General features: G+C 73.9%; 22 protein-coding genes. 8 read left to right on the plus strand and 14 right to left on the minus strand.

Annotation, left to right across the window (positions count from 1 at the left end; all coding sequences use genetic code 11):
- The first annotated feature begins 21 nt into the window (after positions 1–21).
- Positions 22–1,155, plus strand: a complete 1,134-nt coding sequence (locus ABTY15_RS13100; protein WP_350581139.1) for a trypsin-like serine peptidase — start codon at positions 22–24, stop codon at positions 1,153–1,155.
- A gap of 67 nt (positions 1,156–1,222) precedes the next feature.
- On the opposite strand, the gene hflX is transcribed toward ABTY15_RS13100, so the two are convergent.
- The 5 genes from hflX to miaA all read right to left on the minus strand — a co-directional run bounded on the left by hflX (position 1,223) and on the right by miaA (position 8,048).
- Positions 1,223–2,725 carry a GTPase HflX gene (hflX, locus tag ABTY15_RS13105; RefSeq protein WP_350581142.1) on the minus strand — a complete coding sequence of 501 codons (1,503 nt, stop codon included), beginning with the start codon at positions 2,723–2,725 and terminating at the stop codon, positions 1,223–1,225.
- Positions 2,726–2,820: 95 nt separating this feature from the next.
- Positions 2,821–5,199, minus strand: coding sequence for a RelA/SpoT family protein (locus ABTY15_RS13110; protein WP_350581146.1), 2,379 nt, complete (start codon positions 5,197–5,199; stop codon positions 2,821–2,823).
- A gap of 186 nt (positions 5,200–5,385) precedes the next feature.
- Positions 5,386–6,294, minus strand: a complete 909-nt coding sequence (dapF, locus tag ABTY15_RS13115; RefSeq protein ID WP_350581167.1) for a diaminopimelate epimerase — start codon at positions 6,292–6,294, stop codon at positions 5,386–5,388.
- A gap of 66 nt (positions 6,295–6,360) precedes the next feature.
- Positions 6,361–6,870, minus strand: coding sequence for a hypothetical protein (locus ABTY15_RS13120; RefSeq protein WP_350581170.1), 510 nt, complete (start codon positions 6,868–6,870; stop codon positions 6,361–6,363).
- Between the two features lie 242 nt (positions 6,871–7,112).
- On the minus strand, positions 7,113–8,048 hold the full coding sequence (gene miaA, locus ABTY15_RS13125; protein ID WP_350581176.1) for a tRNA (adenosine(37)-N6)-dimethylallyltransferase MiaA: 936 nt from the start codon (positions 8,046–8,048) through the stop codon (positions 7,113–7,115).
- A 170-nt stretch (positions 8,049–8,218) separates the two neighbouring features.
- Here miaA and ABTY15_RS13130 point away from each other — a divergent pair, with 170 nt between their 5' ends.
- Entirely contained in the window at positions 8,219–8,473 is a 255-nt protein-coding gene (locus ABTY15_RS13130) for an antitoxin (RefSeq protein ID WP_350581200.1), read from the plus strand.
- A 7-nt stretch (positions 8,474–8,480) separates the two neighbouring features.
- On the opposite strand, the gene ABTY15_RS13135 is transcribed toward ABTY15_RS13130, so the two are convergent.
- Positions 8,481–9,179 (minus strand): class III extradiol dioxygenase subunit B-like domain-containing protein, encoded by a 699-nt coding sequence (locus tag ABTY15_RS13135; protein ID WP_350581206.1) that lies wholly within the window; start codon positions 9,177–9,179, stop codon positions 8,481–8,483.
- A gap of 135 nt (positions 9,180–9,314) precedes the next feature.
- Positions 9,315–10,817 (minus strand): tRNA (N6-isopentenyl adenosine(37)-C2)-methylthiotransferase MiaB, encoded by a 1,503-nt coding sequence (gene miaB, locus ABTY15_RS13140; protein WP_350581217.1) that lies wholly within the window; start codon positions 10,815–10,817, stop codon positions 9,315–9,317.
- 110 nt (positions 10,818–10,927) lie between these two features.
- Here miaB and ABTY15_RS13145 point away from each other — a divergent pair, with 110 nt between their 5' ends.
- Positions 10,928–11,947, plus strand: coding sequence for a TAXI family TRAP transporter solute-binding subunit (locus ABTY15_RS13145; RefSeq protein ID WP_350581224.1), 1,020 nt, complete (start codon positions 10,928–10,930; stop codon positions 11,945–11,947).
- 3 nt (positions 11,948–11,950) lie between these two features.
- On the opposite strand, the gene ABTY15_RS13150 is transcribed toward ABTY15_RS13145, so the two are convergent.
- Together ABTY15_RS13150 and ABTY15_RS13155 are read right to left on the minus strand one after the other, a co-directional pair.
- Positions 11,951–13,384, minus strand: coding sequence for a sensor histidine kinase (locus tag ABTY15_RS13150; protein WP_350581227.1), 1,434 nt, complete (start codon positions 13,382–13,384; stop codon positions 11,951–11,953).
- A 6-nt stretch (positions 13,385–13,390) separates the two neighbouring features.
- A complete protein-coding gene (locus tag ABTY15_RS13155) occupies positions 13,391–14,146 on the minus strand; it encodes a response regulator transcription factor (RefSeq protein ID WP_350581230.1) in 756 nt (251 codons plus the stop codon).
- Positions 14,147–14,509: 363 nt separating this feature from the next.
- Between ABTY15_RS13155 and ABTY15_RS13160 the strand changes: the two genes are divergently transcribed.
- The 5 genes from ABTY15_RS13160 to ABTY15_RS13180 all read left to right on the plus strand — a co-directional run bounded on the left by ABTY15_RS13160 (position 14,510) and on the right by ABTY15_RS13180 (position 19,719).
- Positions 14,510–15,295, plus strand: a complete 786-nt coding sequence (locus tag ABTY15_RS13160) for an amino acid ABC transporter ATP-binding protein (RefSeq protein ID WP_350581233.1) — start codon at positions 14,510–14,512, stop codon at positions 15,293–15,295.
- A gap of 116 nt (positions 15,296–15,411) precedes the next feature.
- Complete coding sequence (locus ABTY15_RS13165) at positions 15,412–16,311, plus strand: glutamate ABC transporter substrate-binding protein (protein ID WP_350581235.1); 900 nt, start codon at positions 15,412–15,414, stop codon at positions 16,309–16,311.
- Between the two features lie 50 nt (positions 16,312–16,361).
- Entirely contained in the window at positions 16,362–17,012 is a 651-nt protein-coding gene (locus ABTY15_RS13170) for an amino acid ABC transporter permease (RefSeq protein WP_350581237.1), read from the plus strand.
- Positions 17,009–17,860, plus strand: a complete 852-nt coding sequence (locus ABTY15_RS13175) for an amino acid ABC transporter permease (protein ID WP_350581239.1) — start codon at positions 17,009–17,011, stop codon at positions 17,858–17,860. The genes ABTY15_RS13170 and ABTY15_RS13175 overlap by 4 nt, the downstream gene beginning before the upstream one ends.
- A 122-nt stretch (positions 17,861–17,982) precedes the next feature.
- Positions 17,983–19,719, plus strand: a complete 1,737-nt coding sequence (locus ABTY15_RS13180; protein ID WP_350581241.1) for an FAD-dependent monooxygenase — start codon at positions 17,983–17,985, stop codon at positions 19,717–19,719.
- A gap of 172 nt (positions 19,720–19,891) precedes the next feature.
- Here the strand turns inward: ABTY15_RS13180 and recX are convergent, their stop codons facing one another.
- The 5 genes from recX to ABTY15_RS13205 all read right to left on the minus strand — a co-directional run bounded on the left by recX (position 19,892) and on the right by ABTY15_RS13205 (position 25,457).
- Complete coding sequence (recX, locus tag ABTY15_RS13185; protein WP_502893489.1) at positions 19,892–21,028, minus strand: recombination regulator RecX; 1,137 nt, start codon at positions 21,026–21,028, stop codon at positions 19,892–19,894.
- Between the two features lie 7 nt (positions 21,029–21,035).
- Positions 21,036–22,157: a recombinase RecA gene (gene recA / locus ABTY15_RS13190; protein WP_350581242.1), complete on the minus strand. Its 1,122-nt coding sequence runs from the start codon at positions 22,155–22,157 to the stop codon at positions 21,036–21,038.
- Between the two features lie 165 nt (positions 22,158–22,322).
- Positions 22,323–23,513: an AI-2E family transporter gene (locus ABTY15_RS13195; protein ID WP_502893490.1), complete on the minus strand. Its 1,191-nt coding sequence runs from the start codon at positions 23,511–23,513 to the stop codon at positions 22,323–22,325.
- Between the two features lie 112 nt (positions 23,514–23,625).
- Positions 23,626–23,820: a DUF3046 domain-containing protein gene (locus tag ABTY15_RS13200; protein WP_350581244.1), complete on the minus strand. Its 195-nt coding sequence runs from the start codon at positions 23,818–23,820 to the stop codon at positions 23,626–23,628.
- Between the two features lie 110 nt (positions 23,821–23,930).
- On the minus strand, positions 23,931–25,457 hold the full coding sequence (locus ABTY15_RS13205) for a S8 family peptidase (RefSeq protein ID WP_350581246.1): 1,527 nt from the start codon (positions 25,455–25,457) through the stop codon (positions 23,931–23,933).
- Between the last annotated feature and the right edge of the window lie 18 nt (positions 25,458–25,475).

The following is a 25,475-nucleotide window of genomic DNA, read 5'->3' on the forward strand; positions in this document are numbered from 1 at the left end:
CGTCACGGGGGACGATGCAGCATGCCGAAGAACACCAGCCGCGGGCGCGCGCCGCGGCGCCGGACCACGCTGGCCGGCGCCGCGGTGCTCGCCGCCCTCGCGCTCACCGCGACGGCCTGCGGACCGGACGGCTCCGGCGCCGACGCGGCCGCCAGCGCGCCCGCCGCCCTCCCGAAGCCCGCGCCCACCAGCCTGGGCGACCTGGCCGGCTGGAAACTGGAGGACTGGGCGCGCTTCGTCTCCGACAGCGGCTTCGCCAACGAGGTGGCCCAGGGCTTCTGGTCGATCGCCAGGATGGAGGCCGCCAAGGGCCGGCCCACCCCGGAGTACTCGCACACCGCGGCGCAGAGCGGCGTCCAGCGGGACGCCCCGCCGGCCGCCGTCCCGGCGAAGCCGCAGCCGCACCCGTACGACCCGGGCACCGCCGTGGTCGGCAAGATCTTCATGACCACGCCCGAGGGCGACGCGGTCTGCTCCGGCACGGTCGTCTCCGACCCGGTCAACCCGGGCCGCAGCAACCTCGTCTACACCGCCGCGCACTGCCTGCACGACGGCCAGGGCGGCGGCTGGCTGAAGAACATCGTCTTCGTGCCGGGCTTCAACCGGGACGGCCAGGCCAGCCGCGGCAAGCGGTACACCGAGCAGCAGGTCTCCCCGTACGGCCGGTGGACGGCGGTGCGGGCGCTGGTCTCGCCGACCTGGGTCAAGGAGAGCGGCGTCGGCGCCCACAACCAGTACGACTACGGGATCATCCGGGTTCGCAACGAGAACGGCTCCGGCACCTCGCTGGAGGAGACGGTCGGCGGCTCGGTCCCGGTCTGGTTCAACGCCCCGCGCGACCAGATCACCTCGGCGGCCTCCTACGGCTACCCGGCCGAGCGGCCCTTCGACGGCATGGAGCTCGACCGCTGCGACTCCCCGGTCCCGCCGGCCAGGCTCTCCTTCGACCAGACCCGCCCGCCGATGTACGTGATCGGCTGCACCATGACCGGCGGCTCCAGCGGCGGCGGCTGGTTCATCAGGAAGGACGGCAAGCCCAACCTGATCAGCGTCAACTCGATCGGCAACCGCAACCCGTCCGAGTACCTGGCCGGCCCGTCCCTCCAGGACCAGGCGAAGCAGGCCTTCGACTACTTCAGCAAGAACGTCCGGTAGCGCACGTCAGGTGGCGCACGCGAAAGGGCCCCGGACGAGTGTCCGGGGCCCTTTCGCGTGCGTGGACTCAGCCCTGGAGCGCCACCGCGTAGCGCTCCAGCTCGGCGGCCAGCTCGGCCGGCACCTTGGCGTGCAGCAGCGTGCCCTCGCCGGTGTGCTCGGTGGAGAGCAGCTCGCCCTCCGCGTGCACCCGGGAGACCAGCCCGCCCTGGGTGTAGGGCACCAGGGCCCGCACCTCGACGGCCGGGCGCGGCAGCTCGTCGTCGATGAGCTTCAGCAGCTCCTCGATGCCCGCGCCGCTGCGGGCCGACACCACGATGGCGTGCGGCTCGCGGCGCAGCAGGCGCTGAAGCACGTGCGGGTCGGCGGCGTCCGCCTTGTTGATCACCACGATCTCCGGCACGTTCTGCGCGTCGACCGAGACGATGACCTCGCGGACCGCGGCCAGCTGGGTCTCCGGCTCGGGGTGCGAGCCGTCGACCACGTGCAGGATGAGGTCCGCGTCGGCGACCTCCTCCATGGTCGAACGGAAGGCCTCGACCAGGTGGTGCGGCAGGTGCCGGACGAAGCCGACGGTGTCGGCCAGGGTGTAGACCCGCCCGCTCGGGGTCTGGGCCCGGCGCACGGTCGGGTCCAGGGTGGCGAACAGCGCGTTCTCCACCAGCACGCCCGCGCCGGTGAGCCGGTTGAGCAGGGAGGACTTGCCGGCGTTGGTGTACCCGGCGATGGCCACGGACGGCACCTGGTGGCGCTTGCGCTCCTGGCGCTTGGTGTCGCGGCCCTTCTTCATCTCGGCGATCTCCTTGCGGAGCTTCGCCATCTTCTCGCGGATCCGGCGCCGGTCGGTCTCGATCTTGGTCTCACCGGGACCACGGGTGGCCATGCCGCCGCCGGACGAGCCGGAGCCACCACCACCCATCTGCCGGGAGAGCGACTGACCCCAGCCGCGCAGGCGCGGCAGCATGTACTGCATCTGCGCGAGCGAGACCTGCGCCTTGCCCTCCCGGGACTTGGCGTGCTGGGCGAAGATGTCCAGGATCAGGGCCGTCCGGTCGACGACCTTGACCTTGACCACGTCCTCCAGGTGGATCAGCTGGCCCGGGGTGAGCTCACCGTCGCAGACCACGGTGTCGGCACCGGTGGCGGCGACGATCTCGCGCAGCTCCAGGGCCTTGCCGGAGCCGATGTAGGTGGCGGCGTCGGGCTTGTCACGGCGCTGGATGACGCCGTCCAGCACCTGGGAGCCGGCCGTCTCGGCCAGTGCGGCGAGCTCGGCCATCGAGTTCTCCGCCTCCTCCAGCGTGCCGTCGGTCCAGACGCCGACGAGCACCACGCGCTCCAGGCGGAGCTGGCGGTACTCGACCTCGGTGACGTCTTCGAGCTCGGTGGAGAGGCCGGCGACACGACGGAGCGCGGCGCGCTCGCTGCGGTCGTACTGGTCGCCGTCGTAGTGGTTGCCGAGGTCCTCGTCGATGGCCGCGAGGTCCTCGTCCATGAGGGCTTCCGCCCGCAGACCGTCGAAGCGGCGCGGGGCGTCGGCGTGGTCGCGGGTGTCGAACGTGGAGGTCATTCTGTCCTTTGGCTGCTGGTACGGATGGCCTGTGGGACCCATCGTCCCACTCGGAGTCTGCCCAGCTGCCGCCCCTGCTACCCGGGCGGGGTGAGCTACCCCTCGGGGCCGCGGGTGCCACCGGGGCTCCTGTGCCCTGTGAACGCCGCGGACCGGCCGTGAATTCCCCATGATGGTCGCACGCCCGGCGCGGGCCGGTCATCCCGATTTCCGCCCGGTCGCCGGGCCCCGCCGCCCTCCGGGGCGTGCGGGCGGCTGACGTCGTACACGCCGGAGACCTTGAGCATCGCCCGCATCACGGCGGGCAGCGCGGCCGGCTCGGGCAGTTCGACGGTGTAGGTGTGCCGCACCCGCAGCTCCTGCGGGGGCTCGACCTCGGCCGAGACGATGCCGACGCCCTCGGCGGAGATCGCCGCGGTGAGGTCGGCGAGCAGCCGGGGCCGGTTCAGCGCCTCGGCCAGCAGGGTGGCCCGGTAGCCGGCCGCCGGGGTGCCGGCCGCGTGCCAGTGGACCTCCAGCGCCCCGCGGCCGGCCTCGCGCATCCGCTCCCCGGCCGGGCAGCCGGTGCGGTGCACCGCGACGGCCCCGCCGCGGATCGGGTAGCCGGCCACCTCGTCCGGCGGGACGGGCGTGCAGCAGCGGGCCAGCCGGACGGCGGCCCCCGGCTGGCCGTCCACCACGACCGGGGCCGGGCGGCGCTCGGCGGTCCGGTGCGCGACCGGGGCGGGCTGGCCGCCGGCCGGTCCGGTCCGCACCACCGGCAGCCGGGCCGGGTGGTCGGCGAGCCAGCGCTCGATGGCGAGCCGGGCGGCCGGGGTCCGGGCGAACGCCAGCCACTCGGGCGCGGGGCCGGACGGTTCGGACGCCTCGGACGCCTCGGCGGACCCGGCGGTCGCCGCGGAGCCCGCGGAGCCGGCGGTGCGCGGCCCGGTCCCGGCCGGCGCGGTCTCGGTGAGCACCGCGATCCGGTCACCGTCGTGCAGGACGGTGGACAGCGCGGTGAGCCGGCCGTTGACCCGCGCGCCGATACATCGGTGGCCGGTCTCCTCGCCGAGCAGGTAGGCGGCGTCCACGCAGGTCGCGCCGGCCCGCAGCTGAAGCGTTTCACCGCCCTCCGTCACCACGGTGATCTCGCGGTCCCCGGCCAGGTCGGCGGTGAGCGCGGACCAGAAGGCGTCCGGGTCGGGCGTCTCCTGCTGCCACTCCAGCAGCCGGCTCAGCCAGCCGGGCCGGGCCGGGTCGGTGCGGTCCAGCTCGTCCGCGTCCTGGGCGGCGGCGGCCGGGTCCGGGTCCCCCAGCGCCACCACCCCGGTCTCGGCGACCTCGTGCATCCGCCGGGTGCGCACCAGCACCTCGACCACCGCGCCGCCGCTCAGCGCCACGGCGGTGTGCAGCGACTGGTAGAGGTTGAACTTGGGGGCGGCGACGAAGTCCTTGAACTCGCCGGGCAGCGGCGTCCAGCAGGTGTGCAGCTCGCCGAGCACGGCGTAGCAGTCGGCGTTCTCCTCGACCACCACCAGCAGCCGCCCGAAGTCGGCCGGCTGCGGCCCCTGCGGCCGCCCGTCCGGCCCGGGCGCGGCGGCCCGCTTGAGCAGCACCCGGTGCAGCGAGACGCAGTGCCGGGGCCGGACGGCGACCTCGGCGGCCACCCCCGCCTCGGCCAGCTGGCGGCCCAGCAGCCGCGCGAACGGGTCCAGCACCGCGTCGGGTTCGGCCTCGTGACCGGCCATCAGGGAGCGGGTGCGGGCGTACTCCTCGGGGTGCAGGGTGGCGAAGACGATGTCCTCCAGCTCGGCCTTGAGCACCTGGATGCCGAGCCGCTCGGCCAGCGGGATCAGCACGTCCCGGGTGACCTTGGCGATCCGCACCTGACTGGCCGGCTTCATGTGCCGGATGGTGCGCATGTTGTGCAGCCGGTCGGCGAGCTTGATCACCATCACCCGGACGTCGTCCCCGGTGGCGACCAGCATCTTGCGGAAGGTCTCGGCCTCGGCGGCGGCGCCGAAGTCGACCTTCTCCAGTTTCGTCACCCCGTCCACCAGGTAGGCGACTTCGGGCCCGAAGCCGGAGCCGACCTGCTCCAGCGTCAACTCGGTGTCCTCGACCGTGTCGTGGAGCAGCGAGGCGACCAGGGTCGTGGTCCCGGCGCCCAGTTGGGCCAGGATCATGGTGACGGCCAGCGGGTGGGTGATGTACGGCTCGCCGCTCTTGCGCTTCTGGCCGCGGTGGCTGGCCTCGGCGAGCCGGTACGCCCGAGCGAGCAGGCCGAGGTCGGCCTGCGGATGGTGCTCACGGTGGACCCGGACCAGCGGCTCCAGGGCGTCCGGGACGGGCTGGCGGCCGGTGGCCAGCAGCGCGGCCCGCCCGGCCCGGCCGAGCGCGGCCCGGCCCAGCCCGCCCAGGGGCCGCCTGGGCCCGGTTTGCCGTGCGGTCGTCGGCTGCCCCGCCAGGGGCTGCCCGGCTTCGATGGACATCGGCACCTCCGGCAGCGGTCACCGGTTGCCGCCCCCTTCGCGGGGGATCGACCCGGTGGTCCATGCTACCGAGCAGAGCACGTTCCGCGACGCCCTGCTTCCCGTCCGCGACCGGTATCACCCGAACGGGGGGATTCGTCACCGTACGAATTGGGCAAACCGGGCCGGCCCGCGCCTGTCGGACCGTCAGCCGACCAGCGAGGCCCACCACCGGGCGTCGATCTCGCCGGAGGCCACGATCACCGCCGGGCCGGTCTTCTCCACCCGGCCGTCCGGGTACTCGGTGATCACCAGCCGGCCGCCCGGCACGTCCACCGTGTACGTGGCCGCCTCGCCGGTGACCGCCGGGTCCACGCCGTCCCGGCGGATGGCGGCCACCGCGACCGCGCAGGTGCCGGTGCCGCAGGACAGGGTCTCGCCGGAGCCGCGCTCGAACACCCGCATGGCGACGTGCCGCGGCCCGCGGTCCACCACGAACTCGACGTTGACGCCCTCCGGGTAGGCGCTGTCGGGGCTGGTGAGCGGTGCGCTGCGGAGCTCCCCGGCGTGGTCCAGGCTCTGCACGAAGACCACCGCGTGCGGGTTGCCCATGTTGACGTTCAGCGCGGGCCAGCGCCGCTCGCCGACCGCGACCTCGATGCCGTCCGGCCCGGGCAGCCGCGCGTGCCCCATGTCCACGGTGACCTCGCCGGGCGTGCCGTCCTCGGCGTCCTCGGCGACCCGTACCGTGCGCACCCCGGCCCGGGTGGCCACCGCCAGCTCGCCCGGCTTGGCCAGCCCGGCCTCGACCAGGTAGCGGGCGAAGACCCGAACCCCGTTGCCGCACATCTCGGCGATGCTGCCGTCGGCGTTGCGGTAGTCCATGAACCACTCGGCCCGGTCGGCCTGGTCCCCGGCGGCCGGGTCGGCGGCGGAGCGCACCACGCGCAGCAGCCCGTCACCGCCGAGGCCGGCCCGCCGGTCGCACAGCGCCGCGACGGCCGCCGGGCCGATCGCCAGCCGGCCGTCCGGGTCCGGGATGATGACGAAGTCGTTCTGGGTGCCGTGCCCCTTGAGGAAGGGGATTCCGGCCGGCTGCGGGGTGGATGCGCTCACCCTCCCGATGGTACTGAGCCGGCCGGGAGCGCGGCGGCCCCGCCCGAGGGGCGGACCGGGGCGTGCCTACCGGAGGTAGGCGACCCGCCAGACCGCGAGGGCGCAGGCCACCAGCGCGATCAGGGTGTAGACCACGATCGTCTTCCAGCCGGCCCGCTGGCCGGAGCCCCGGCGCGGCAGGCCCGGCCACTTGTAGCCGGCGTGCCGGGCCGCCATCGCGCCCCAGCCCATCGAGGCGGCGGTGAGCAGCAGCCCGAGCATCCCGACCATGGTCGCGCGCGCCCCGGCCGAGCCGAAGGCGAGCGGGAAGGCGAACATCAGCGAGCCGAGGGTGCCCAGCAGTGCGATCGGCAGTGTCTGCCACCAGCGCAGCCGCCGCCGCGGGCGGATCTCGCGCTCGTGCACGGCGCCGGCCGGGGTGCGGTTGTCCAGGGCCGGCAGCGCGACCGCGTAGGAGGTGGGCGCGTCCAGGCCGGTCAGCACGGGCAGGTCGCCCAGCGTGGACTCGTCGAACGCGTCGGCCGGCGCGGTGACGCTCCCGCTCTGGCCGGGCTCGGGGCCGGTACCCGTCGACACACGGCCTCCCCTGACAGTTCGACACGAGCGGACTCGCGGCCGGGCACGGTCGGCCCGCACGGGCCGACCCTTATGGCATCGATGATGGCATGTCCAGAGGGGCGTTCCGGGCCTCACCGGGGTCGTCGGGTGATCCGTGGCCATCACGTGATCGGCCCGTGACCGCCGGTTCGTCCTGCACGGCCACCTGCGCGCGCAGGTGCACCGCCGAATTGGCCGGAACCCGCCCACGCGGCCGGAAGTTACTGACGGGAGATCAGTTCCAGGGAACGTTCCAGCAGCTCCACCGGGTCGGTGCCGGCCGGCCGGGAGAGCCAGTGGATCCGGTCGTCCCGGCGGAACCAGGACTCCTGGCGGCGGGCGAAGCGCTTGGTCGCCCGGACGGTCTCGGCCCGGGCCTCGTCCTCGGTGCACTCGCCGGCGAAGTGGTCCAGCACCTGCTGGTAGCCGAGCGCCCGGGAGGCCGTCCGGCCCTCGCGCAGCCCGAGCTCCTCCAGCGCCCGGACCTCGTCGAGCAGCCCGGCCTCCCACATCCGGTCGACCCGCAGCGTGATCCGCTCGTCCAGTTCGGGGCGCGGCACCGCGACGCCGATCTGCACCGCCTCGTACACGGCGGTGTTGCTCGGCAGGTTGGCGGTGAACGGCTGCCCGGTGATCTCGATGACCTCCAGCGCCCGGACGATCCGCCGCCCGTTGCTGATCAGGATCGCCTCGGCGGCCGCCGGGTCCAGCGCGGCCAGTCGCCGGTGCAGCGCGTACGGCCCGTCCTGCTCCAGTTCGGCCTCCAGCCGGGCCCGGACCGCCGGGTCGGTGCCGGGGAACTCCATCTCGTCGATCGCCGCCCGGACGTACAGCCCGGAGCCGCCGACCAGGACGGGCGTGCGCCCGGCGGCGAGCAGCCGGTCGATCTCGGCCCGGGCCAGCCGCTGGTACTCGGCCACGCTGGCGGCCTCGGTGACGTCCCAGACGTCCAGCAGGTGGTGCGGGATCCCGCCGCGCTCGGCGGGCGTGAGCTTGGCGGTGCCGATGTCCATGCCCCGGTACAGCTGCATCGAGTCGGTGTTGATCACCTCGCCGCCGAGGCTGCGGGCGATGGCGACGGCCAGGTCGGACTTGCCGGCGGCCGTGGCGCCGACGATCGAGACGACACGGGGCTGGACGGTACGGGAGCTGCTCACCGCTCCAGTCTCGCAAAACCGCCGCCCCGCCGGTGACCGGGCTGCCCGCCGGCTCCCGGTGCGCGAGGATATGACTGTTTCCAGCCGATTCCGCACGTGTACCCGGCTTGCGAACGGTTCGACCCGCTCGGACGTTGGGCAGGAGACAAGGCAGAAGGGGTGAGATCGCCATGGGTCTGATGGACAGCCTCAAGGGCAAGGCCAGCGAGCTCGCGGGCAAGCACAGCGACCAGATCGAGCACGTGGTGGACAAGACCGGCGGCGCGATCGACAAGGCCACCAAGGGCAAGTACACCGAGAAGATCGAGCACGGCGCCAGCAAGGCCAAGGGCGCGGTGGAGGACTTCGCGCACAAGCCGAAGCCCGGCGATGCCGGCCCTTCGGCCGGGCCCTCGGCCGGCAACGGCCAGACGCCGCAGTCCTAACCGAACCTCAGCTCCAGGACGCCACGAGGTACCCGACCCCGTACGGCGCGTCCTGGTAGCCGAGCCGGGCGGTGAGGCCGGCGCCCTCCGCGGCGCCGGCCAGCACCTGCCAGGGCGCCCGGCCCTCGGCCTTGAGCTCGGCGGCCAGCCCGGCGTCCAGGGCGGCCAGCGCGGGCAGGTCGGCGGAGCCCAGGGCGGCGGCCAGCGCGGTGTCGAAGCCCTCGGCGCGCTCGTCCAGGTAGCCGGGCGCCTTCACCGAGCGGCAGGCGCTGCCGTCACCCAGCACCAGCAGGCCGACCCGGTCGGCGAGGCCGGCCAGGCCCTGGCCGAGCCCGAGCATCCGATCGGCGGGGGCGTCGGCGGGCACCGCGCAGGCGTGCGTCGGCACGGTCACCCCGGCCCGCTCCAGCAGCCAGGCCCCGACCGTCAGCGAGGGCGCCAGCTCCGGCCCCTCGACCCGGTCGCCCGGCAGCCTGACCACCAGCGGCACCCCGTAGCGGTGGAAGGAGCCGGCCCCGCCCTCGGTCCACACCTCGGCCTCCGGCCCGGTGCCGACCACCACGACCAGCTGCGGCCCGGCCGCGACCAGCGCCGCCAGCGCCTCGTCGCAGGCGGCCCGCAGCGCGTCCAGCTCCGCGGCCGCCCCGGCGGCGACCTCGGGGACGAGCAGCGGCGGACAGGGGCACACGGCGGCGGCTACCAGCATGTGGATCACTCTAGGGCCTGTCACCCAGGTCCCGTCGTCCGGCAGACGGGACCTGGGCGACAGGCCCTGACGGCGAACGCCGACGGCCCGGCGGGACGGCGGAGTCCCACCGGGCCGCCGCCCGAACGCGTGCGGTCAGTCGCCGCAGCAGGCGCCACCGGCCGGGGCGGCCAGCGGCAGCTTCGCCGGGGCGCCGATGGTCGGCAGGCCGAGCATCACCCCGGCCGGCTTGGCGGCGGGCTTGGCCTGGCGCTTCTCCCAGGCGTCGCCGGCCCGGGTCCGGCGCACGGCGAGCGTCGGGCCCTCGGCCAGCAGGTGGTGCGGGGCGGCGTAGGTGATCTCGACGGTCACCACGTCGCCCGGCCGGACCGGCTCGGTCGGCCTGGTGAAGTGCACCAGCCGGTTGTCGGGGGCGCGGCCGGAGAGGCGGTCGGTCTTGTCGTCCTTCTTGCCCTCGCCCTCGGCGACCAGGATCTCCAGGGTGCGGCCGACCTGCTTCTTGTTCTCCTCCCAGGAGATCTCCTCCTGGAGGGCGATCAGCCGGTCGTAGCGGGCCTGCACGACGGCCTTCGGCACCTGCTCGTCCATCTCCGCGGCCGGCGTGCCGGGGCGCTTGGAGTACTGGAAGGTGAAGGCGTTGGTGAAGCGCGCCTCGCGGACGACGTGCATCGTCTCCTCGAAGTCCTCCTCGGTCTCACCGGGGAAGCCCACGATGATGTCGGTGGAGATGGCGGCGTCCGGCATGGCCTCGCGGACCTTCCGGATGATCCCGAGGAAACGCTCCTGCCGGTAGGAGCGGCGCATCGCCTTGAGGATCCGGTCCGAGCCGGACTGCAGCGGCATGTGCAGCTGGTGCATCACGTTCGGCGTCTCGGCCATCGCGGCGATCACGTCGTCGGTGAAGTCGCGCGGGTGCGGCGAGGTGAAGCGGATCCGCTCCAGGCCCTCGACCTGGCCGGCGGCGCGCAGCAGCTTGGAGAAGGCCTCGCGGTCGCCCAGGTCGGAGCCGTAGGCGTTGACGTTCTGGCCGAGCAGGGTCACCTCGATGACGCCCTCGTCCACCAGCGCCTCGATCTCGGCGAGAACGTCGCCAGGGCGGCGGTCCTCCTCCTTGCCGCGCAGCGCGGGGACGATGCAGAAGGTGCAGGTGTTGTTGCAGCCGACCGAGATGGCGACCCACGCGGCGTACGCGGACTCGCGGCGGGTGGGCAGGGTGGAGGGGAAGGTCTCCAGCGACTCCAGGATCTCGACCTGGGCCTTGCGCTCGACCGCGGCCCGCTCCAGCAGCGCCGGCAGGTGGCCGATGTTGTGGGTGCCGAACACCACGTCGACCCACGGGGCCTTCTGGACGATGGTGTCGCGGTCCTTCTGCGCCAGGCAGCCGCCGACGGCGATCTGCATGCCCTTGTGACGGGTCTTGACCGGCGCCAGCTGTCCGAGGTTGCCGTACAGCTTGTTGTCGGCGTTCTCGCGCACCGCGCAGGTGTTGAACACGACCAGGTCCGGGTCGCCGTCCTGCCCGGCCTTGACGTAGCCCGCGTCCTCCAGCAGCCCGGACAGCCGCTCCGAGTCGTGGACGTTCATCTGACAGCCGTACGTGACGACCTTGTAGCTCTTCAATCCGCTCTCACCGCTCACCAGACCAGGGTACGGGCACCCGCAAAGCGCTTATCGCCGCCTCCGCCGCCCGCCCACCCCCGCCGGTTGCCCCCTCCCGTTCCTCCCGGCGGCCTGGCAGTATCCCCTGCATGGCCCCCAGCACCCCGTCCCGACTAGGCACCGCGGTCCGCACCGCCGCCGGCAGCCCGCTGTGGCGGACGGTGCTGGCCCTGGCCCTGCTGGTCGCGGGCCTGGGCGGCTGGTGGCTGTCGGCGGGCCGCTCGCCCGGCTACCCGCGCGGCGAGACGCGCTTCGCGACCGGCGTGCAGCGCGGCGTCTACGACCGGTACGGGCAGCTGTTGCAGGCGCACGTCGCCAAGGCGATGCCCGGCGTGCGGCTGGCGCTGGACAACACCCAGGGCTCGCTCGACAACCTGTCCCGGGTGGGCGGCGGCCAGGACGCCTTCGCGATCGCCACCGCCGACGCGGTCGCCGAGTACAACGGCACCGGCAAGGGGCGGCTGCGGGCGATCGCCCGGCTGTACGACGACTACCTCCAGCTGATCGTCCCGGCCGGCTCGCCGGTGCACCGGACGGCCGACCTCAAGGGGCTGCGGGTCGGCGTGGGCCTGCCGCAGTCCGGGGTGAACCTGGTGACCAAGCGGCTGCTGACCGCGGCCAACCTGGACCCGGAGCACGACATAAAACCGGACCCGCTGGGGGTCGGCGACGCCGCCGACAAGCTGCGGGAGGGCAAGCTGGACGCCTTCTTCTGGTCCGGCGGCCTGCCGACCAGCGCCCTGACCGACCTCTCCGAGCACGTCCGGATCCGGGTGGTGCCGCTGGGCGACCTCGCCGAGGCGATCCACAAGCTGGAGGGCGGCGGCACCGACGCCTACCGGGCCGCCACCATGCCCAAGGGCACCTACCCGAACGCCGAGCCCACGGACGCCGTCGCCACCGTGGCGGTACCCAACCTGCTGATCACCCGGGACGACGTGGACCCGGGCCTGGTCCAGGGCATGACCCAGGCGGTGATCGACAGCCGCGACCAGATCGGCTCCCAGGTGCACGCCGCCCAGCTGGTCGACCTGCGCACCGCCGTCTACACCAACCCGCTCCCGCTGCACGAGGGCGCGGCCCGCTACTACCGCTCGGTGAAGCCCTGACCCTCAGGCCTTGTCCGGCCGCGGCACCGAGAGGGTCACCGCGAGCCCGGTCGGCTTGACCGGGGCGAAGTCCAGCGAGCCGCCGCCGGCCGCCAGCAGGGTCCGGGCGATGGAGAGGCCGAGCCCGGAGCCGTCCACGTTCTGGTGCCGCGGGCTGCGCCAGAACCGGTCGCCGGCCCGGGACAGCTCCTCCTCGGTGAGGCCGGGCCCGGCGTCGGTGACGACCACCGCGACCTCCTCCCGGCCGACCGCGACCCGCAGCCGTACCCCGCTGCCCGCCGGGCTGAACTTGAGCGCGTTGTCCAGCACGGCGTCCAGGGCGGAGCCGAAGCCGATCGGGTCCGCCATGCCGATGGCGAGCGCCGGGCCGTCCCAGCGCAGCTCGATCCCGCACTGCTCGGCGACCGGCCGCCAGGCGTCCACCCGGGCCAGGGTGAGCGCGGCCAGGTCGGTGCGCTCGGGTTCGGGGCGGGCGTGCTCGGCGGTGGCGAGCCCGAGCAGGTCGTCCAGCACCCGGGCCAGCCGGATGCCCTCCTCGCGGACGCCGCCGAGCTCCTCCTCGTGCCCCTCGGGCAGTTCCAGGCCGAGCACCTCGACCCGCAGCAGCAGCGCCGCGAGCGGGTTGCGCAGCTGGTGCGAGGCGTCCGCGACGAAGGCCTTCTGCTGGTCCATGGCGAGCACAACGTGGTCCGCCATCTCGTTGAACGAGCGGGCCAGCCGCTGGAGTTCGGGCGGTCCGCCGCCGGGGGCGACCCGGGCGGCCATCCGGCCGGTGGCGATGTCGTGGGTGGCCCGGTCGAGGGTGCGCACCGGGCGCAGCACCCACTCGGTGAGCCGGACGGCCAGCAGCACCGCGACGATCATCGCGGCGGCCTCGCCGGCCCCGATCACCAGCCAGCGGTGCAGCACCCGGGTGCGCAGTGCCCCGGTCGGGGACTCGCTGAGCACCACCGCGACGACGTCGCCGTCGCGCACCACCGGGGTGGCGACGGTGATCGTGCGGTCGTCGCTCCACGGCCAGACCTGCGGAGGGTTGTGGCTGCGGCGTCCGTCCAGCGCCTCCTGGAAGGCCTGGGCGCCCCAGCCGCCGCTCGGTACCTGCCAGTCCCGGGGGGCGGTGGAGATCGGCAGGCCGTCGCGCTGGAAGATGCCGAGCCGCACGCCGTACAGGTCGTGATAGCGGGCGACCTCGGCGTCGATGGCGTTGCGGCGGCTGATGTCGCCGGGGGCGGGCTCCGGGTCGCCCTTGAGCGCGGAGTCCAGGGCCGAGGTGCCGGAGGTGGGCAGGTCCTGGGCGAAGCGGGCGGCGTCGTCGAGCCGGTCGACGACGACCCGGCTCTGCTCGGCCGCCGCGACCGCCGCCGCGAGCGGCAGCCCCAGGGCGGCCAGCACGCAGAGCATGAGGGCGATCAGGATGCCGAGCAGGCGGGTGCGCACGTGCGGTCAGCGCTCCGCGGGGGCGGGTGGAGCCGGCTCGGGGGCGGGCGCCGGGGAGTCGGGGATCAGCCGGTAGCCGACGCCGCGGACGGCCTCGACCAGGCCGGGCAGCGCGAGCTTGTTGCGCAGCGAGCCGATGTGCACCTCCAGGGTGCGGCCGTTGCCCTCCCAGCCGCTGCGCCAGACCTCGCTGAAGATCTGCTCGCGCCGGTAGACCACGCCGGGGCTCTGGGCGAGCAGGGCGAGCAGGTCGAACTCCTTGCGGGTGAGCGGCACGTCCCGGCCGTCCACGCTGACCCGGCGGCGCTCCCGGTCGATCCGGATGCCGCGGGACTCCAGCGGGCCGCGCTGCTGCGGGACGGTGTCGGGCGCGGACACGGCGACGGCGGTGGGCGCGGTGCCGCGGCGGGCCACCGCGTGGATGCGGGCGAGCAGCTCGCCCATGTCGTAGGGCTTGGTGACGTAGTCGTCGGCACCCAGGTTGAGGCCGTGGATCCGGGAGCGGATGTCGGCGCGGGCGGTGACCATGATCACCGGCACGCCACTGCCGGCCCTGATCCGGCTGCACACCTCGAAGCCGTCGCGGTCGGGCAGCCCGAGGTCGAGCAGCACCACCCGGTACGGCTCGTTGCCGTCCGGCACCAGGGCGTCCAGCGCCTCGTGCCCGCTGCGGGCGTGCCGGACCTGGAACCCGTGCCGTCCCAGCACCGCGACCAGCGCCGCGGCCACGCGTTCGTCGTCCTCGACGAGCAGCAGTCGCATCCTGTCTCCTCCCTCCCCCAGGGTCTCCCGGCACGGTGCCGGGGGTCCTGCGCAGTATGAGCCAGCGGGCGGCCCGGCGCCAGGCTGGGCCGGTCGGCGGGATCCCGGGGGACGGGGAGCGCCGGCCCGGATGCCCGCTGTCACATGCCCGGTTGGCGCTCTCGCGAACAGTCCGCACGCGCCGTGTGTCCTTTTCGTGATCCTCAAGTTCCGCTCAGATCGGCTGACGGGGCATCGCCGACGCTCCTAAGGTCGGCCCACCGGGGGCTGCGGCTCCGCCGGTCGCGGCTCCCGGATCTCGTACCACCATTGCAGCCCAAGGGAGTTCAGACTTCTCGGGCCGACATCGAGGGAGCAGGCGCGATGACCGAGAACCCGGTCGAGGATTCCGCCCGGAACTCCTCCGCCACAGGCGCCCCCCTGGTCGTACTGAGCAACGTGAACAAGCACTTCGGCGCGCTGCACGTGCTCCAGGACATCGACCTGAAGATCGCCCAGGGCGAGGTCGTGGTGCTGATCGGGCCGTCCGGCTCGGGCAAGTCCACGCTGTGCCGGACGATCAACCGGCTGGAGACCATCGACTCCGGCACGATCACCATCGACGGCCGCCCGCTGCCCGCCGAGGGCAGGGAACTGGCCCGGCTGCGCGCCGAGGTCGGCATGGTGTTCCAGTCCTTCAACCTGTTCGCACACAAGACCGTGCTGGAGAACGTCGTCCTCGGCCAGGTCAAGGTGCGCAAGGTGGCCCGCCAGCAGGCCGTGCGGACCGCCCGCGAGCTGCTCGACCGGGTCGGCGTCGGCAAGCAGGCCGACAAGTACCCGGCCCAGCTCTCCGGCGGGCAGCAGCAGCGCGTGGCGATCGCCCGGGCGCTGGCGATGAAGCCCAAGGTGATGCTCTTCGACGAGCCCACCTCGGCGCTCGACCCGGAGATGGTCAACGAGGTGCTGGAGGTCATGCGCCAGCTGGCCGCCGACGGCATGACCATGGTCGTCGTCACCCACGAGATGGGTTTCGCCCGCTCCGCCGCCAACCGCGTGCTGTTCATGGCCGACGGCCGGATCGTCGAGCAGAACACCCCCGACGCCTTCTTCACCGCGCCGCGCTCCGAGCGCGCCAAGGACTTCCTCTCGAAGATCCTGCACCACTGACGCTTCGAGTGATCGGGGCCGGCTCCGGCAAGGGCGCCGGCCGGCCTCGCCTGCACGCAACTTCCAGACGCCAGAGCCCGGTTGACCCCGTGGCCCAGCCCCAGGAGAACACCCTCATGAGGACTCGTCGCACCCTCGCCGTCGCGCTCTGTGCCGTCGCGCTCACCGCCACCGCCGCCTGCGGCAAGGACGGTTCGCCCAGCGCTTCCGGGAGCGCCAGCAACGCCCCGGCGCTGCCGACCTACACGGTCAAGACCGACGTCAAGATCGACTCCCAGATCCTGGCCGAGGCCAAGAAGCGCGGCCAGCTGATCATCGGCGCCAAGGCCGACCAGCCCTTCCTGGGCTTCGAGGACGTCGCCAGCGGCGACCGCAGCGGCTTCGACATCGAGATCGCCAAGATGATCGCCGCGGATCTCGGCTTCACCCCGCAGCAGATCAAGTGGCAGACCCTGGTCTCCTCGCAGCGCGAGCCGGCCATCTCCAAGGGCCAGATCGACTTCTACGTCGGCACCTACAGCATCAACGACGAGCGCAAGAAGACCGTCTCCTTCGCCGGCCCGTACTACATCGCCGGCCAGGACCTGCTGGTGAAGAACGACAACACCGCGATCACCGGCCCGGACTCGGTCAACGGCAAGAACGTCTGCACCGCCACCGGCTCGACGTCGATCAAGAACATCCAGCAGTACAACCCGAAGATCACCCAGTTCGACACCTACTCGGCCTGCGTCGAGAAGCTGCTGGCCGGCGAGGTCGACGCGGTCACCACCGACGACGCGATCCTCAAGGGCTACGCCTCCAAGTTCGCCGGCAAGCTCAAGGTGGTCGGCAAGCCGTTCACCAAGGAGAACTACGGCGTCGGCCTGAACAAGGACGACGCGGCCCTGCGCGGCGCCATCAACGACGCCCTCAAGGCCCACCAGGACAACGGCGACTGGAAGAAGGCGTACGACGCGACGCTCGGCCTCTCCGGCTCCGCCGCGCCGACCCCGCCGGCCATCGACCGCTACTGATCCACCCGCTGACCACCGCACCTGACCACTCCTGAGAGGAGGGCCGCCGGATGGGGTTCCTGTTCGAGGACGACAACTTCGCGTTGTTCCGCGACGGCTTCCTGCAGACGATCGAGCTGAGTGCCCTCAGCGCCCTGCTCGCCCTGCTGCTGGGCACCCTGCTGGCGGCCTTCCGGGTCTCCCCGGTCCCAGTGCTGCGCGGCTTCGGCACCACCTGGGTGACGCTCTTCCGCAACACCCCGCTGACCCTGCTGTTCTTCGCCGTCGAGTTCGGACTGCCCGCACTCGGCGTGCACTTCAGCCACCTCGCCTTCGCGGTGCTGGCGCTCGGCGGGTACACCGCCTCGTTCGTCTGCGAGGTGCTGCGCTCGGGCGTCAACACCGTCCCGCTCGGCCAGGCCGAGGCCGCCCGCAGCCTCGGCATGACCTTCGGTCAGACCCTGACCCAGGTCATCCTGCCGCAGGCCGCGCGGACCGTGCTGGCGCCGATGAGCAGCGTCTTCATCGCCCTGCCGAGGAACTCGGCGATCGCCGGCGCGTTCAGCGTCCCCGAGCTGTACAGCGCGCAGCAGACCTTCTCCGAGAAGGGCTACTCGATCTTCGCGATCTTCTTCTGGATCGCCTGCGCCTACCTGCTGATCAGCGCCACGGTCGCGCTGCTGTTCCGCTTCCTGGAATCCCGACTGGCGGTGGCCCGATGAGCAAGCTCCTCACCCGCGACGCGTCGGCCAGCGTCCTCTACGACGCCCCCGGCCCGAAGGCCCGCGCCCGGTACCGGCTGTTCGGGGTCCTCTCGGTGCTCGGCATCGCCGGACTGCTCACCTACGCCGTCGTCACGCTCGCCGACAACGGCCAGTTCGACGCCGACCTGTGGGACCCGTTCCAGTACACCAAGGTCCAGCAGATGATCGTGGACGGCCTGGTGTCCACGCTCCAGGCCTTCGGGCTCGCCGCGGCGTTCTCGCTCGCGCTGGGCGCACTCCTGGCCACCGGCCAGCTGTCCGACCACAAGCCGGTCCGCTGGGCGTCCGTCGGCTTCGTCCAGTTCTTCCGGGCGATGCCGCTGCTGATCCTGATCGTCGCGCTCTACTACGCGTTCTTCGCCAAGGAACCGATGTGGGCGCTGGTGCTCGGGCTCACCCTCTACAACGGGTCCGTCCAGGCCGAGATCATCCGCAGCGGCGTCAACGCCGTCCCGCGGGGCCAGGGCGAGGCCGCGTACGCGATCGGCCTGCGCAAGACCCAGGTGATGACCACCATCCTGGTCCCGCAGGCGGTCCGCTCGATGCTGCCTTCGATGATCGGCCAGCTGGTCGTCACCCTGAAGGACACCTCGCTCGGCTTCATCATCACCTACCAGGAACTGCTGTTCGTCGGGAAGAAGATCGCCAGCCAGCCGCTGAACGCCGCCGGCTTCCCCTACATCCCCGTGGTGCTGGTGATCGGTCCGATCTACATCGCCATGTGCCTGCTCCTCACCGCGCTCGCCCGGTGGATCGAGGCACGCGGGCGTCGCGGCGCGAACCGGCGCACTTCAGCTGCTGCTTGACGGACACGCAGGTGAACTGTTGCATTGCTCTTCGTGACACCTCCCGGGAGCATCCACGCGGCATATGCGGCAGCGGTAACTGACGCCGGCCCGTCGGCCTGTTCGTGCCCGGAGGTCACGGCATGGACCCGGTGATCGTGGTCGGGGCCGGACCGGTCGGTCTGGCCCTGGCCCTCGCACTCGCCCGGCACGAGGTGCCCACCGTCGTCCTGGACGAGGGCTCCGGGCTCTGCCCCGAGGGCCCGCGCAGCGTCGTCCTCGGGGCCGACAGCACCGCCTTCCTCACCCGGATCGGCTACCCGCGGGCCGTCTCGGACTCCGCGCTGTGGGACTCCTTCGCCATCTGGCGGCGCCGCCAGGAGGTGCTGCGGCTCGACCTCACCGAGTCGCCCACCTTCCACCTGCCCCAGCACCGCCTCCAGCGCGGCCTGCGCGACGCCCTGACCGGCACCCCGCTGGTCAAGCTCGTCCCGCTGAGCCGCGTCGTCGAACTCGAACAGGACCGCGACGGCGTCAACGTCCGCACCGTGGGCACCCAGGACGGCGCCTCCACCTGGTGGCGCGGCAGCCACCTGGTCGGCTGCGACGGCGCCCGCTCCGCCGTCCGCAAGCTGCTGAAGATCCGCTTCCCCGGCCGCCCGGCCGTAGACCGCAACGCCATCGCCACCGTCCGGGTCGACCTGCCCTTCGCCGAGGCCCGGCTGCACCGCGAGCCCCCGTGGCGCGGCGACCGCGAGGCCTCCGCCCGTCCGCTGCCGGACGGCGTCTGGCGGCTCGACTGGCGGCTGCCGCCCGGCAGACCCGCGCCCACCGAACCGGTCGACCCGCACGCCACCTGGCCCGGCATCGTCACCGGCGACACCCTGCTCACCCGGGTCACCGCCACCCTCACCGGCTGGTGCGGCGAACTCCCCCGCTTCGAACTGCTCGCCGCCGCCGACCACACCGCGCAGCAGCGGCTCGCCGCCCGCTTCCGCAGCGGCCGCTGCTTCCTCGCCGGCGACGCCGCCCACCTGCACGGCGCCCTCGGCATGCAGAACCTCGCCGACGGGCTGCGCGACGCCGACAACCTCGCCTGGCGCCTCGCCCTCGCCTGGCACCTGCACTCCGGCGGCCCGCAGCCCGGCGGCTCCCTGCTGGACGGCTACGAGGCCGAACGGCGCGGCGCGGTCGGCGCCCGGCTGCGCGCCGTCGACCAGGCGATGCCGCTGCTGCGCCCGCTGCGCGGCTGGCAGCAGACCCGCCGCTCGCTGCTGGTCGGCGGCTTCCGCAAGCACGCGCCGCTGCTCGCCGACGGCCAGCTCGGCACCGGCCGCTTCGGCGGCGCGCCCGCCTACCCGGCGGCGCCCTCCGGCGTCCCCGGCCGGGTGCCGGTGCAGCGCGGCAGCCGGAGCACCACCTCGCTCAGCGAACTGCTGCCCGCCACCGCCCCCGGCGTGCTCGTGCCGGACCTGCCGGTGCTCTCCACCGACGGCACCCCGGACCACCTGCACGCCCGGCTCGGCGCCACCTTCCTGCTGCTGCTGGTCGCCCCCGGCACCGCCGTCTGGTCCGCCGAGCACTGGCTGGGGGCCGGCCTGATGCCCCGGCTCGCCGAGGTCGCGGCCGCCCTGCCGGTGCCCGCCGAGGTCCTGGTCACCGAGGAGTACCCGGGCGCCGGTCCGCACACCGTGCTGCTGATCCGGCCGGACGGGCACCTGGTCGGGGTCACCCAGGGCGCCGCCGCCGAGGACCTGCTGGCGCTCGCCGACCGGGCCCGGGGCGGGCCGGCCCCGCTCACCGGCGGGCCCGAGCCGGAGCCGACCGCGGCCGCCGCACCCGAGGCCGGGCAGGTGCCCGCGCCGGCCGAGTCGCCCTGACCGCCCGGGGCCCGTCCGGCGGATCCCGCCGCGGGCCCGGCCGGATCCGACGGACCGGCCCTACCGGGCCACCGCGGTGACCCGGCTCCCCCGCACCACCGTGACCCGGATCCGGCCCGGACAGGTCAGCGCGCCGGGCCGGCCGCCCGAACAGGTAGGTACGGAACGCGCACTACTGCGGCTCCCCGTCCGGCAGTTCGTCCGCGCCCTCCTCCTCCAGGGCCGTCCGCACCACCCGGAACGCCAGGCCCTCGGAGTAGCCGCGCCGGGCCAGCATGCCGACCAGCCGCCGCGTCCGGACCTGCGGGTCCAGCCCGCGGGTGGCCCGGAGCCTGCGCTCGACCAGGGCCCGGGCCGCCTCGGTCTCGTCGTCGTGGTCGAGCCCGGCAACGGCCTGCTCGACCAGCTCGGCGGCCACGCCCTTGGTGCGCAGCTCCTGGGCCAGCGCCCGCCGGGACAGCCCCCGGACGGCGTGCCGGGACTCCACCCAGGCCGCGGCGAAGGCCGCGTCGTCGATCAGCCCGACCTCTTCGAGCCGGGTGAGCACCTCGTCGGCGACGCCGTCCGGAATCTCCCGCTTGTGCAGGGCGTCGGCGAGCTGCTTGCGGGTCTTGGCGGCGCCGGTGAGCAGCCGCATACAGATGTCGCGGGCCCGGGTCTCGGGATCGGCCGACTCCTCGGCCCTGCCACGCCCGCTCGCGTCCGAGCGCTCGGAACGCGCGGAGCCGGTCCTCCGCGAGGCACCGACGGCCTCCTCGCCCGACGCGTCCTCGGCGGCGTCCGCCCCGGGCCGACCCCGGCGGCGTCGACCCGCACCGGTGGCACCGCGGGCCGAGGCGGTCGCACCCCCGTGACCGGCCGCCTCCGCCGCACCCGGGCCCTCGTCCGCACCCGGGTCCGCGCCCGCGGGCGCGTCGTACTCCTCGGCCACCAGCGCCGAACGGCGCCGACGCCGACCGGTGGGCAGCTCGGAGGCCGGGACGAGCCCGAGCGCGTCGACCGACGCCGATGCCTCCGCCGGAGCCGGTCCGGACGCCGCGCCGCGCCGCGCCCGGACCGGCGCCCGGTCGAACTCCGGCTCCGAACCGGATGCCCGTCGTGCGGTGGCGGTCCGCTCCCCCCGGGAACGCGACTCCGGCCGTGCTCCCGCCCCGGACCCCGACCGTGCCCGCCCCCGCGCCCGGGTCGGCGCGGCGGGCGCCGGCTCCGGATCGGGCTCCTCCGCCACTGCGGCGAACCAGTCCGGCGGGCCGTAGTCGTCAGCGTCCGGGCCCGCCGGGCCGCCGCCCGTGGTGCTGTGCTCCCGCATCAACGGCTCAGGCCTTGGCGACCGCCGCCGTCTTCTTCGCCGCGGCCGTCTTGGCGGCGGTCGCGGTGATCGGCTTGGCGGCGCCGTCGGCGGCGGCGGCCGATGCCTCACCCTCGGCGGCGGGTTCCTCGGTCTTCGGGCCGATGCCGAGCTTGCCCTTGATCTTCCGCTCGATCTCGTCGGCGAGCTGCGGGTTGTCCCGCAGGAAGTTGCGGGCGTTCTCCTTGCCCTGGCCGAGCTGGTCGCCCTCGTAGGTGTACCAGGCGCCCGACTTGCGGATGAAGCCGTGCTCGACGCCCATGTCGATCAGGCCACCCTCGCGGCTGATGCCGACGCCGTAGAGGATGTCGAACTCGGCCTGCTTGAACGGCGCGGCGACCTTGTTCTTGACCACCTTGACGCGGGTGCGGTTGCCGACCGCCTCGGTGCCGTCCTTCAGGGTCTCGATCCGGCGGATGTCCAGGCGGACCGAGGCGTAGAACTTCAGCGCCCGGCCACCGGTCGTGGTCTCCGGCGAGCCGAACATGACGCCGATCTTCTCGCGGAGCTGGTTGATGAACACCGCGGTGGTGTTCGACTGGTTCAGCGCGCCGGCGATCTTGCGCAGCGCCTGGCTCATCAGCCGGGCCTGCAGACCGACGTGCGAGTCGCCCATCTCGCCCTCGATCTCGGCGCGCGGGACGAGCGCCGCGACCGAGTCGATGATCACCAGGTCGATCGCGCCGGAGCGGATCAGCATGTCGGTGATCTCCAGGGCCTGCTCACCGGTGTCCGGCTGGCTGACCAGCAGGGCGTCGGTGTCCACGCCGAGCTTCTTGGCGTACTCCGGGTCGAGCGCGTGCTCCGCGTCGACGAAGGCGACCGTGCCGCCGGCCTTCTGGGCGTTGGCCGCCAGGTGCAGGGTCAGCGTGGTCTTGCCGGAGGACTCGGGGCCGTAGATCTCGATCACCCGGCCGCGCGGGATGCCGCCGACACCGAGGGCGACGTCCAGGGCGGTGGACCCGGTGGAGATCACCTCGATCGGCTCGTTGGCCTTCTCGCCGAGGCGCATCACCGAGCCCTTGCCGAACTGCCGCTCGATCTGGGCGAGTGCGGTCTCAAGGGCCTTCTCGCGGTCCGTACCTGCCATGGCTTTTTCCCTCGGGTTCTGTGCTGTGCGCTTCATCGTCCTCGACGCTAGCGCGTCCCACTGACAAACGAGCCCGACCGGGGCCTGCCTGTGGAAAACTCCTCGCCGGAGAGTACAAAGAACATCTGTTCGATTCAAGCCTCGCACGTCCGAACGCCGGACGGCTCAGTCCTCGTCGCCGCCGACCATCCGCCGCAGCCGCCGCGCCGCCTCCCGACGCAGCTCCCGACGGGCCCGGCGCTGCTCGCCCCGGTCGATCCGCGGGTCGGTGGCCACCTCGTACCGCCGCACGTACGTCCCCACGAAGCCCTGCAGGGTGGCCGCCGCCGGGATGGCGATCAGCGCGCCCACCGCGCCGAGCAGTGCCGCCCCCGCGATCACCGCGCCGAACGCCACCGCCGGGTGCACGTCCACCGTCCTGGCGGTGATCCTCGGGTGCAGCAGGTAGTTCTCGACCTGCTGGTAGACCACCACGAAGACCAGCACCCAGAGCGCGTCCACCGGCTCCACGGTGAGCGCCACCAGTACCGGCAGCGCACCGGCCAGGTACGTCCCGATGGTCGGCACGAACTGCGACATGACGCCGACCCAGACCGCCAGCGCGGCCGAGTACGGCAGGTCGAGCAGCGCGAACATCACCCAGTGCCCGACCGCCGACACCACCGCGAGCAGCGCCCGGGAGTACAGGTACCCGCCGGTCTTGGCGAGCGCGATCTCCCAGGCCCGCAGCACCTCACCCTGCTTGGCGGGCGGCAGCAGCGAACAGACCGTCCGGCGCACCCGGGGGCCCTCGGCGGTGAAGTAGAAGGTGAACAGGCCGACCGTGAAGGCCTGGAAGAGCCCGCCGATCACGGTGGAGGAGACGCCCCAGACGTTGTCAGCGGCCTGCTGGGCGTAGCTCTCGATCGCGCCGGAGTCCTTGAGCAGCTTCTTCTGCAGCTCGCCCAGCGAAAGGTCCTGATGGAAGGTCCGGTTGACCCAGCCGATCAGGTTGTCGACCAGGTGCGGCAGGTCCCCGGCGATCTTCGCCACCTGATCGACCAGCAGCGTGCCGAGCGCCGCGAGGAATCCGGCCACCGCGACCCCGACCGCGACGAACACCAGGAAGGTGCCGACCCCCCGGCGCACCCCGCGCGCCGCCATCCGGTCCACGGCCGGCTCCAGCGCCAGCGACAGGAAGAAGGCCACCAGCAGCATCACGAAGAGGTCGATCAGCTGGCGAAAGGCCCAGTCGGCGAGCTGGAACAGCCCGACCAGCACCAGGGCCAGCACCATCGCCCGCGGCAGCCAGCGTGGCATCCCACCGCCCCAGAGTCCGCCGCCCGACAGCCCGCCGTCCACGCTCCCGTCGCCCACGCGCCCGTCACTCGGGCGCTCGTCGGCGCCCCGCACCGCCCTGTCCGAATTCCGCTGTTCTGCGCTGCTTGTCACCCGGACAGTCTGTCCCATACCGGGCGGGCCGCAGCGCTCAACGCAGCAGCGTCGAGACCCCCTGGGTCTCGCAGACCACCCGCCAGACGTCCTTGGCCTCCCAGCCCGCCTCCAGCGCCTGCCGGACCGTCCGCCCGCCGAGCTCGCTCATCACGTGGTCGGACGCGAAGGACTCCGCGTACACCTCGCCGAAGTGCTCGTACATCCGTCGCCAGAACTCGGTCAGCCTCATGGACCCAGTATCCCGGAGCCCGCCGCATCGCCCCGGGCCCGCCACCGGTCGGCCACCGCCACCCGGCCCTCCGGCCGCCCCGACGCCCCCGGCCGCCCCGCCCCGCCCGCTCACTTCGGCAGGCTCAGCAGCCCCGCCCCGAAGTACTGCCGGTCCCCGCAGGCGTACGGCCCGGGCGGGCAGGCCGCGGCCGCCGTACTGGCCAGCAGGGCGGCGAGCGGCCCGGAGCCGTAGTCGGGGTGCAGCGCCGCCGCCACCGCGACGGCACCGGAGACGTGGGCCGCCGCCATCGAGGTGCCGGCCAGCGCCGCGTACTGCCCGCCGGGCCAGTCGGAGACGACCGCCCCCTGCGGGCCGCCGTCCGGGTCGCCGCCGGGGGCGGCCAGCGAGACCCGGCCGCGCCCGTAGTTGGAGTAACCGGACGGGTGGCCGTCCCGGTTGACGGCGGTGACCGTGACCACCCCGGGCAGCTCGCCGGGCAGCCGGACGCACTCGGTGCCCAGGTACCGGGTGCGGGGCGGGCCGGAGACCCGGTCGTTGGGGCTGCGCTCGTCGGTCCTGGCCGCGCCGAGGTCCTGCCCGTCGTTGCCCGCCGACGCGACCACCACGGCCCCCTTGCGCTGGGCGTAGCCGACGGCCCGGGAGACGGCGGCGATCAGCGCGGCCTGGTCGGGGTCCTCCGGGCAGTTGTACTTCCACGGGTCGGCGAAGTAGCTGTTGTTGATCGCCTTGGCGCCGTGGTCGGCCGCCCAGAGCATGCCGCAGACGATGTTCTCGGCGTAGTACTGGCCGAGCGGCCCGAGCAGGCGGACGGCGGCGATCCGCACGCCCGGCGCGACCCCGGTGACGCCGTGGCCGTCCCGGACGGCGCCGACGATCCCGGCGACGTGGGTGCCGTGGCCGCTCTCGCCGACCCCGGGATCGGGCCGCCAGGCGCCGGTGCGGGCGTCCGGCCGGCCGTCGGCGCAGGAGGCCGAGGCCTTCGGGTCGACGGCGGAGCGCAGGTCCGGGTGGGTGTCGTCGACGCCGGAGTCGAGCACCGCGACCAGCACCCGGCGCAGCGCGTCGGCGGGCGCGGCGCCGTCGGCGGGGCCACGCAGGGCGCTGGAGGCGTCGCCCGTGCGCGGGCCGGCGGCGCCGAGCATCGCGAGGTTCCACGGGTCGCCCTCGGCCGGGTCGGGCACGGTGACGGTGGTGCCCTCCTGCCGGTCGGCGCTGCCGCCCGCCCGCCGGTCGGTGCCGGCCGCGAAGTCCCCGGCGCCGTCCACCGAGCGGGGCGGTCCCACCACCGGCGCGGTCCGGGTGGCGCCGACCGCGGCGATGCCGGGCCTGGTCCGCAGCCGGTCCGCGAAGCCGCCGGTGGCGTACGCGAGGACGGCGCCGATCTGCGGGTACTCCTGGACCACCTGTCCGCCGACCGCCCGGCTCTCCGCCCCGGCCCGGGCGGCCCCGCCCGCGTCCTCCTGCTCGGCCAGCACCAGGTAGCTGAGGTAGGCCCGGCCGGGCCCGGACGCGTACGGGACGGCACCGCCGGCCACCAGCGCGGTGAGCAGCATCGCGAGCAGCGCGCGGGCGGGCCCGCGGACCCGGCGGCGGGTGGCACGGCCGGGGCTGCCGGACGGGTGCACCTGCACCATCGCACGGTCTCCGCTCGT

This window comes from Kitasatospora sp. NPDC097643 (genome assembly GCF_040302625.1).
GTDB lineage: Bacteria > Actinomycetota > Actinomycetes > Streptomycetales > Streptomycetaceae > Kitasatospora.

Excerpts from the sequence above, each read along its gene's own strand:
- ABTY15_RS13100 (WP_350581139.1), top strand. The coding sequence starts at position 22 with ATGCCGAAGAACACCAGCCGCGGGCGCGCGCCGCGGCGCCGGACCACG.
- hflX (WP_350581142.1), bottom strand. The coding sequence starts at position 2,725 with ATGACCTCCACGTTCGACACCCGCGACCACGCCGACGCCCCGCGCCGC.
- ABTY15_RS13110 (WP_350581146.1), bottom strand. The coding sequence starts at position 5,199 with ATGTCCATCGAAGCCGGGCAGCCCCTGGCGGGGCAGCCGACGACCGCA.
- ABTY15_RS13130 (WP_350581200.1), top strand. The coding sequence starts at position 8,219 with ATGGGTCTGATGGACAGCCTCAAGGGCAAGGCCAGCGAGCTCGCGGGC.
- ABTY15_RS13135 (WP_350581206.1), bottom strand. The coding sequence starts at position 9,179 with ATGCTGGTAGCCGCCGCCGTGTGCCCCTGTCCGCCGCTGCTCGTCCCC.
- ABTY15_RS13145 (WP_350581224.1), top strand. The coding sequence starts at position 10,928 with ATGGCCCCCAGCACCCCGTCCCGACTAGGCACCGCGGTCCGCACCGCC.
- ABTY15_RS13155 (WP_350581230.1), bottom strand. The coding sequence starts at position 14,146 with ATGCGACTGCTGCTCGTCGAGGACGACGAACGCGTGGCCGCGGCGCTG.
- ABTY15_RS13160 (WP_350581233.1), top strand. The coding sequence starts at position 14,510 with ATGACCGAGAACCCGGTCGAGGATTCCGCCCGGAACTCCTCCGCCACA.
- ABTY15_RS13165 (WP_350581235.1), top strand. The coding sequence starts at position 15,412 with ATGAGGACTCGTCGCACCCTCGCCGTCGCGCTCTGTGCCGTCGCGCTC.
- ABTY15_RS13170 (WP_350581237.1), top strand. The coding sequence starts at position 16,362 with ATGGGGTTCCTGTTCGAGGACGACAACTTCGCGTTGTTCCGCGACGGC.
- ABTY15_RS13175 (WP_350581239.1), top strand. The coding sequence starts at position 17,009 with ATGAGCAAGCTCCTCACCCGCGACGCGTCGGCCAGCGTCCTCTACGAC.
- ABTY15_RS13180 (WP_350581241.1), top strand. The coding sequence starts at position 17,983 with ATGGACCCGGTGATCGTGGTCGGGGCCGGACCGGTCGGTCTGGCCCTG.
- recX (WP_502893489.1), bottom strand. The coding sequence starts at position 21,028 with ATGCGGGAGCACAGCACCACGGGCGGCGGCCCGGCGGGCCCGGACGCT.
- recA (WP_350581242.1), bottom strand. The coding sequence starts at position 22,157 with ATGGCAGGTACGGACCGCGAGAAGGCCCTTGAGACCGCACTCGCCCAG.
- ABTY15_RS13200 (WP_350581244.1), bottom strand. The coding sequence starts at position 23,820 with ATGAGGCTGACCGAGTTCTGGCGACGGATGTACGAGCACTTCGGCGAG.
- ABTY15_RS13205 (WP_350581246.1), bottom strand. The coding sequence starts at position 25,457 with ATGGTGCAGGTGCACCCGTCCGGCAGCCCCGGCCGTGCCACCCGCCGC.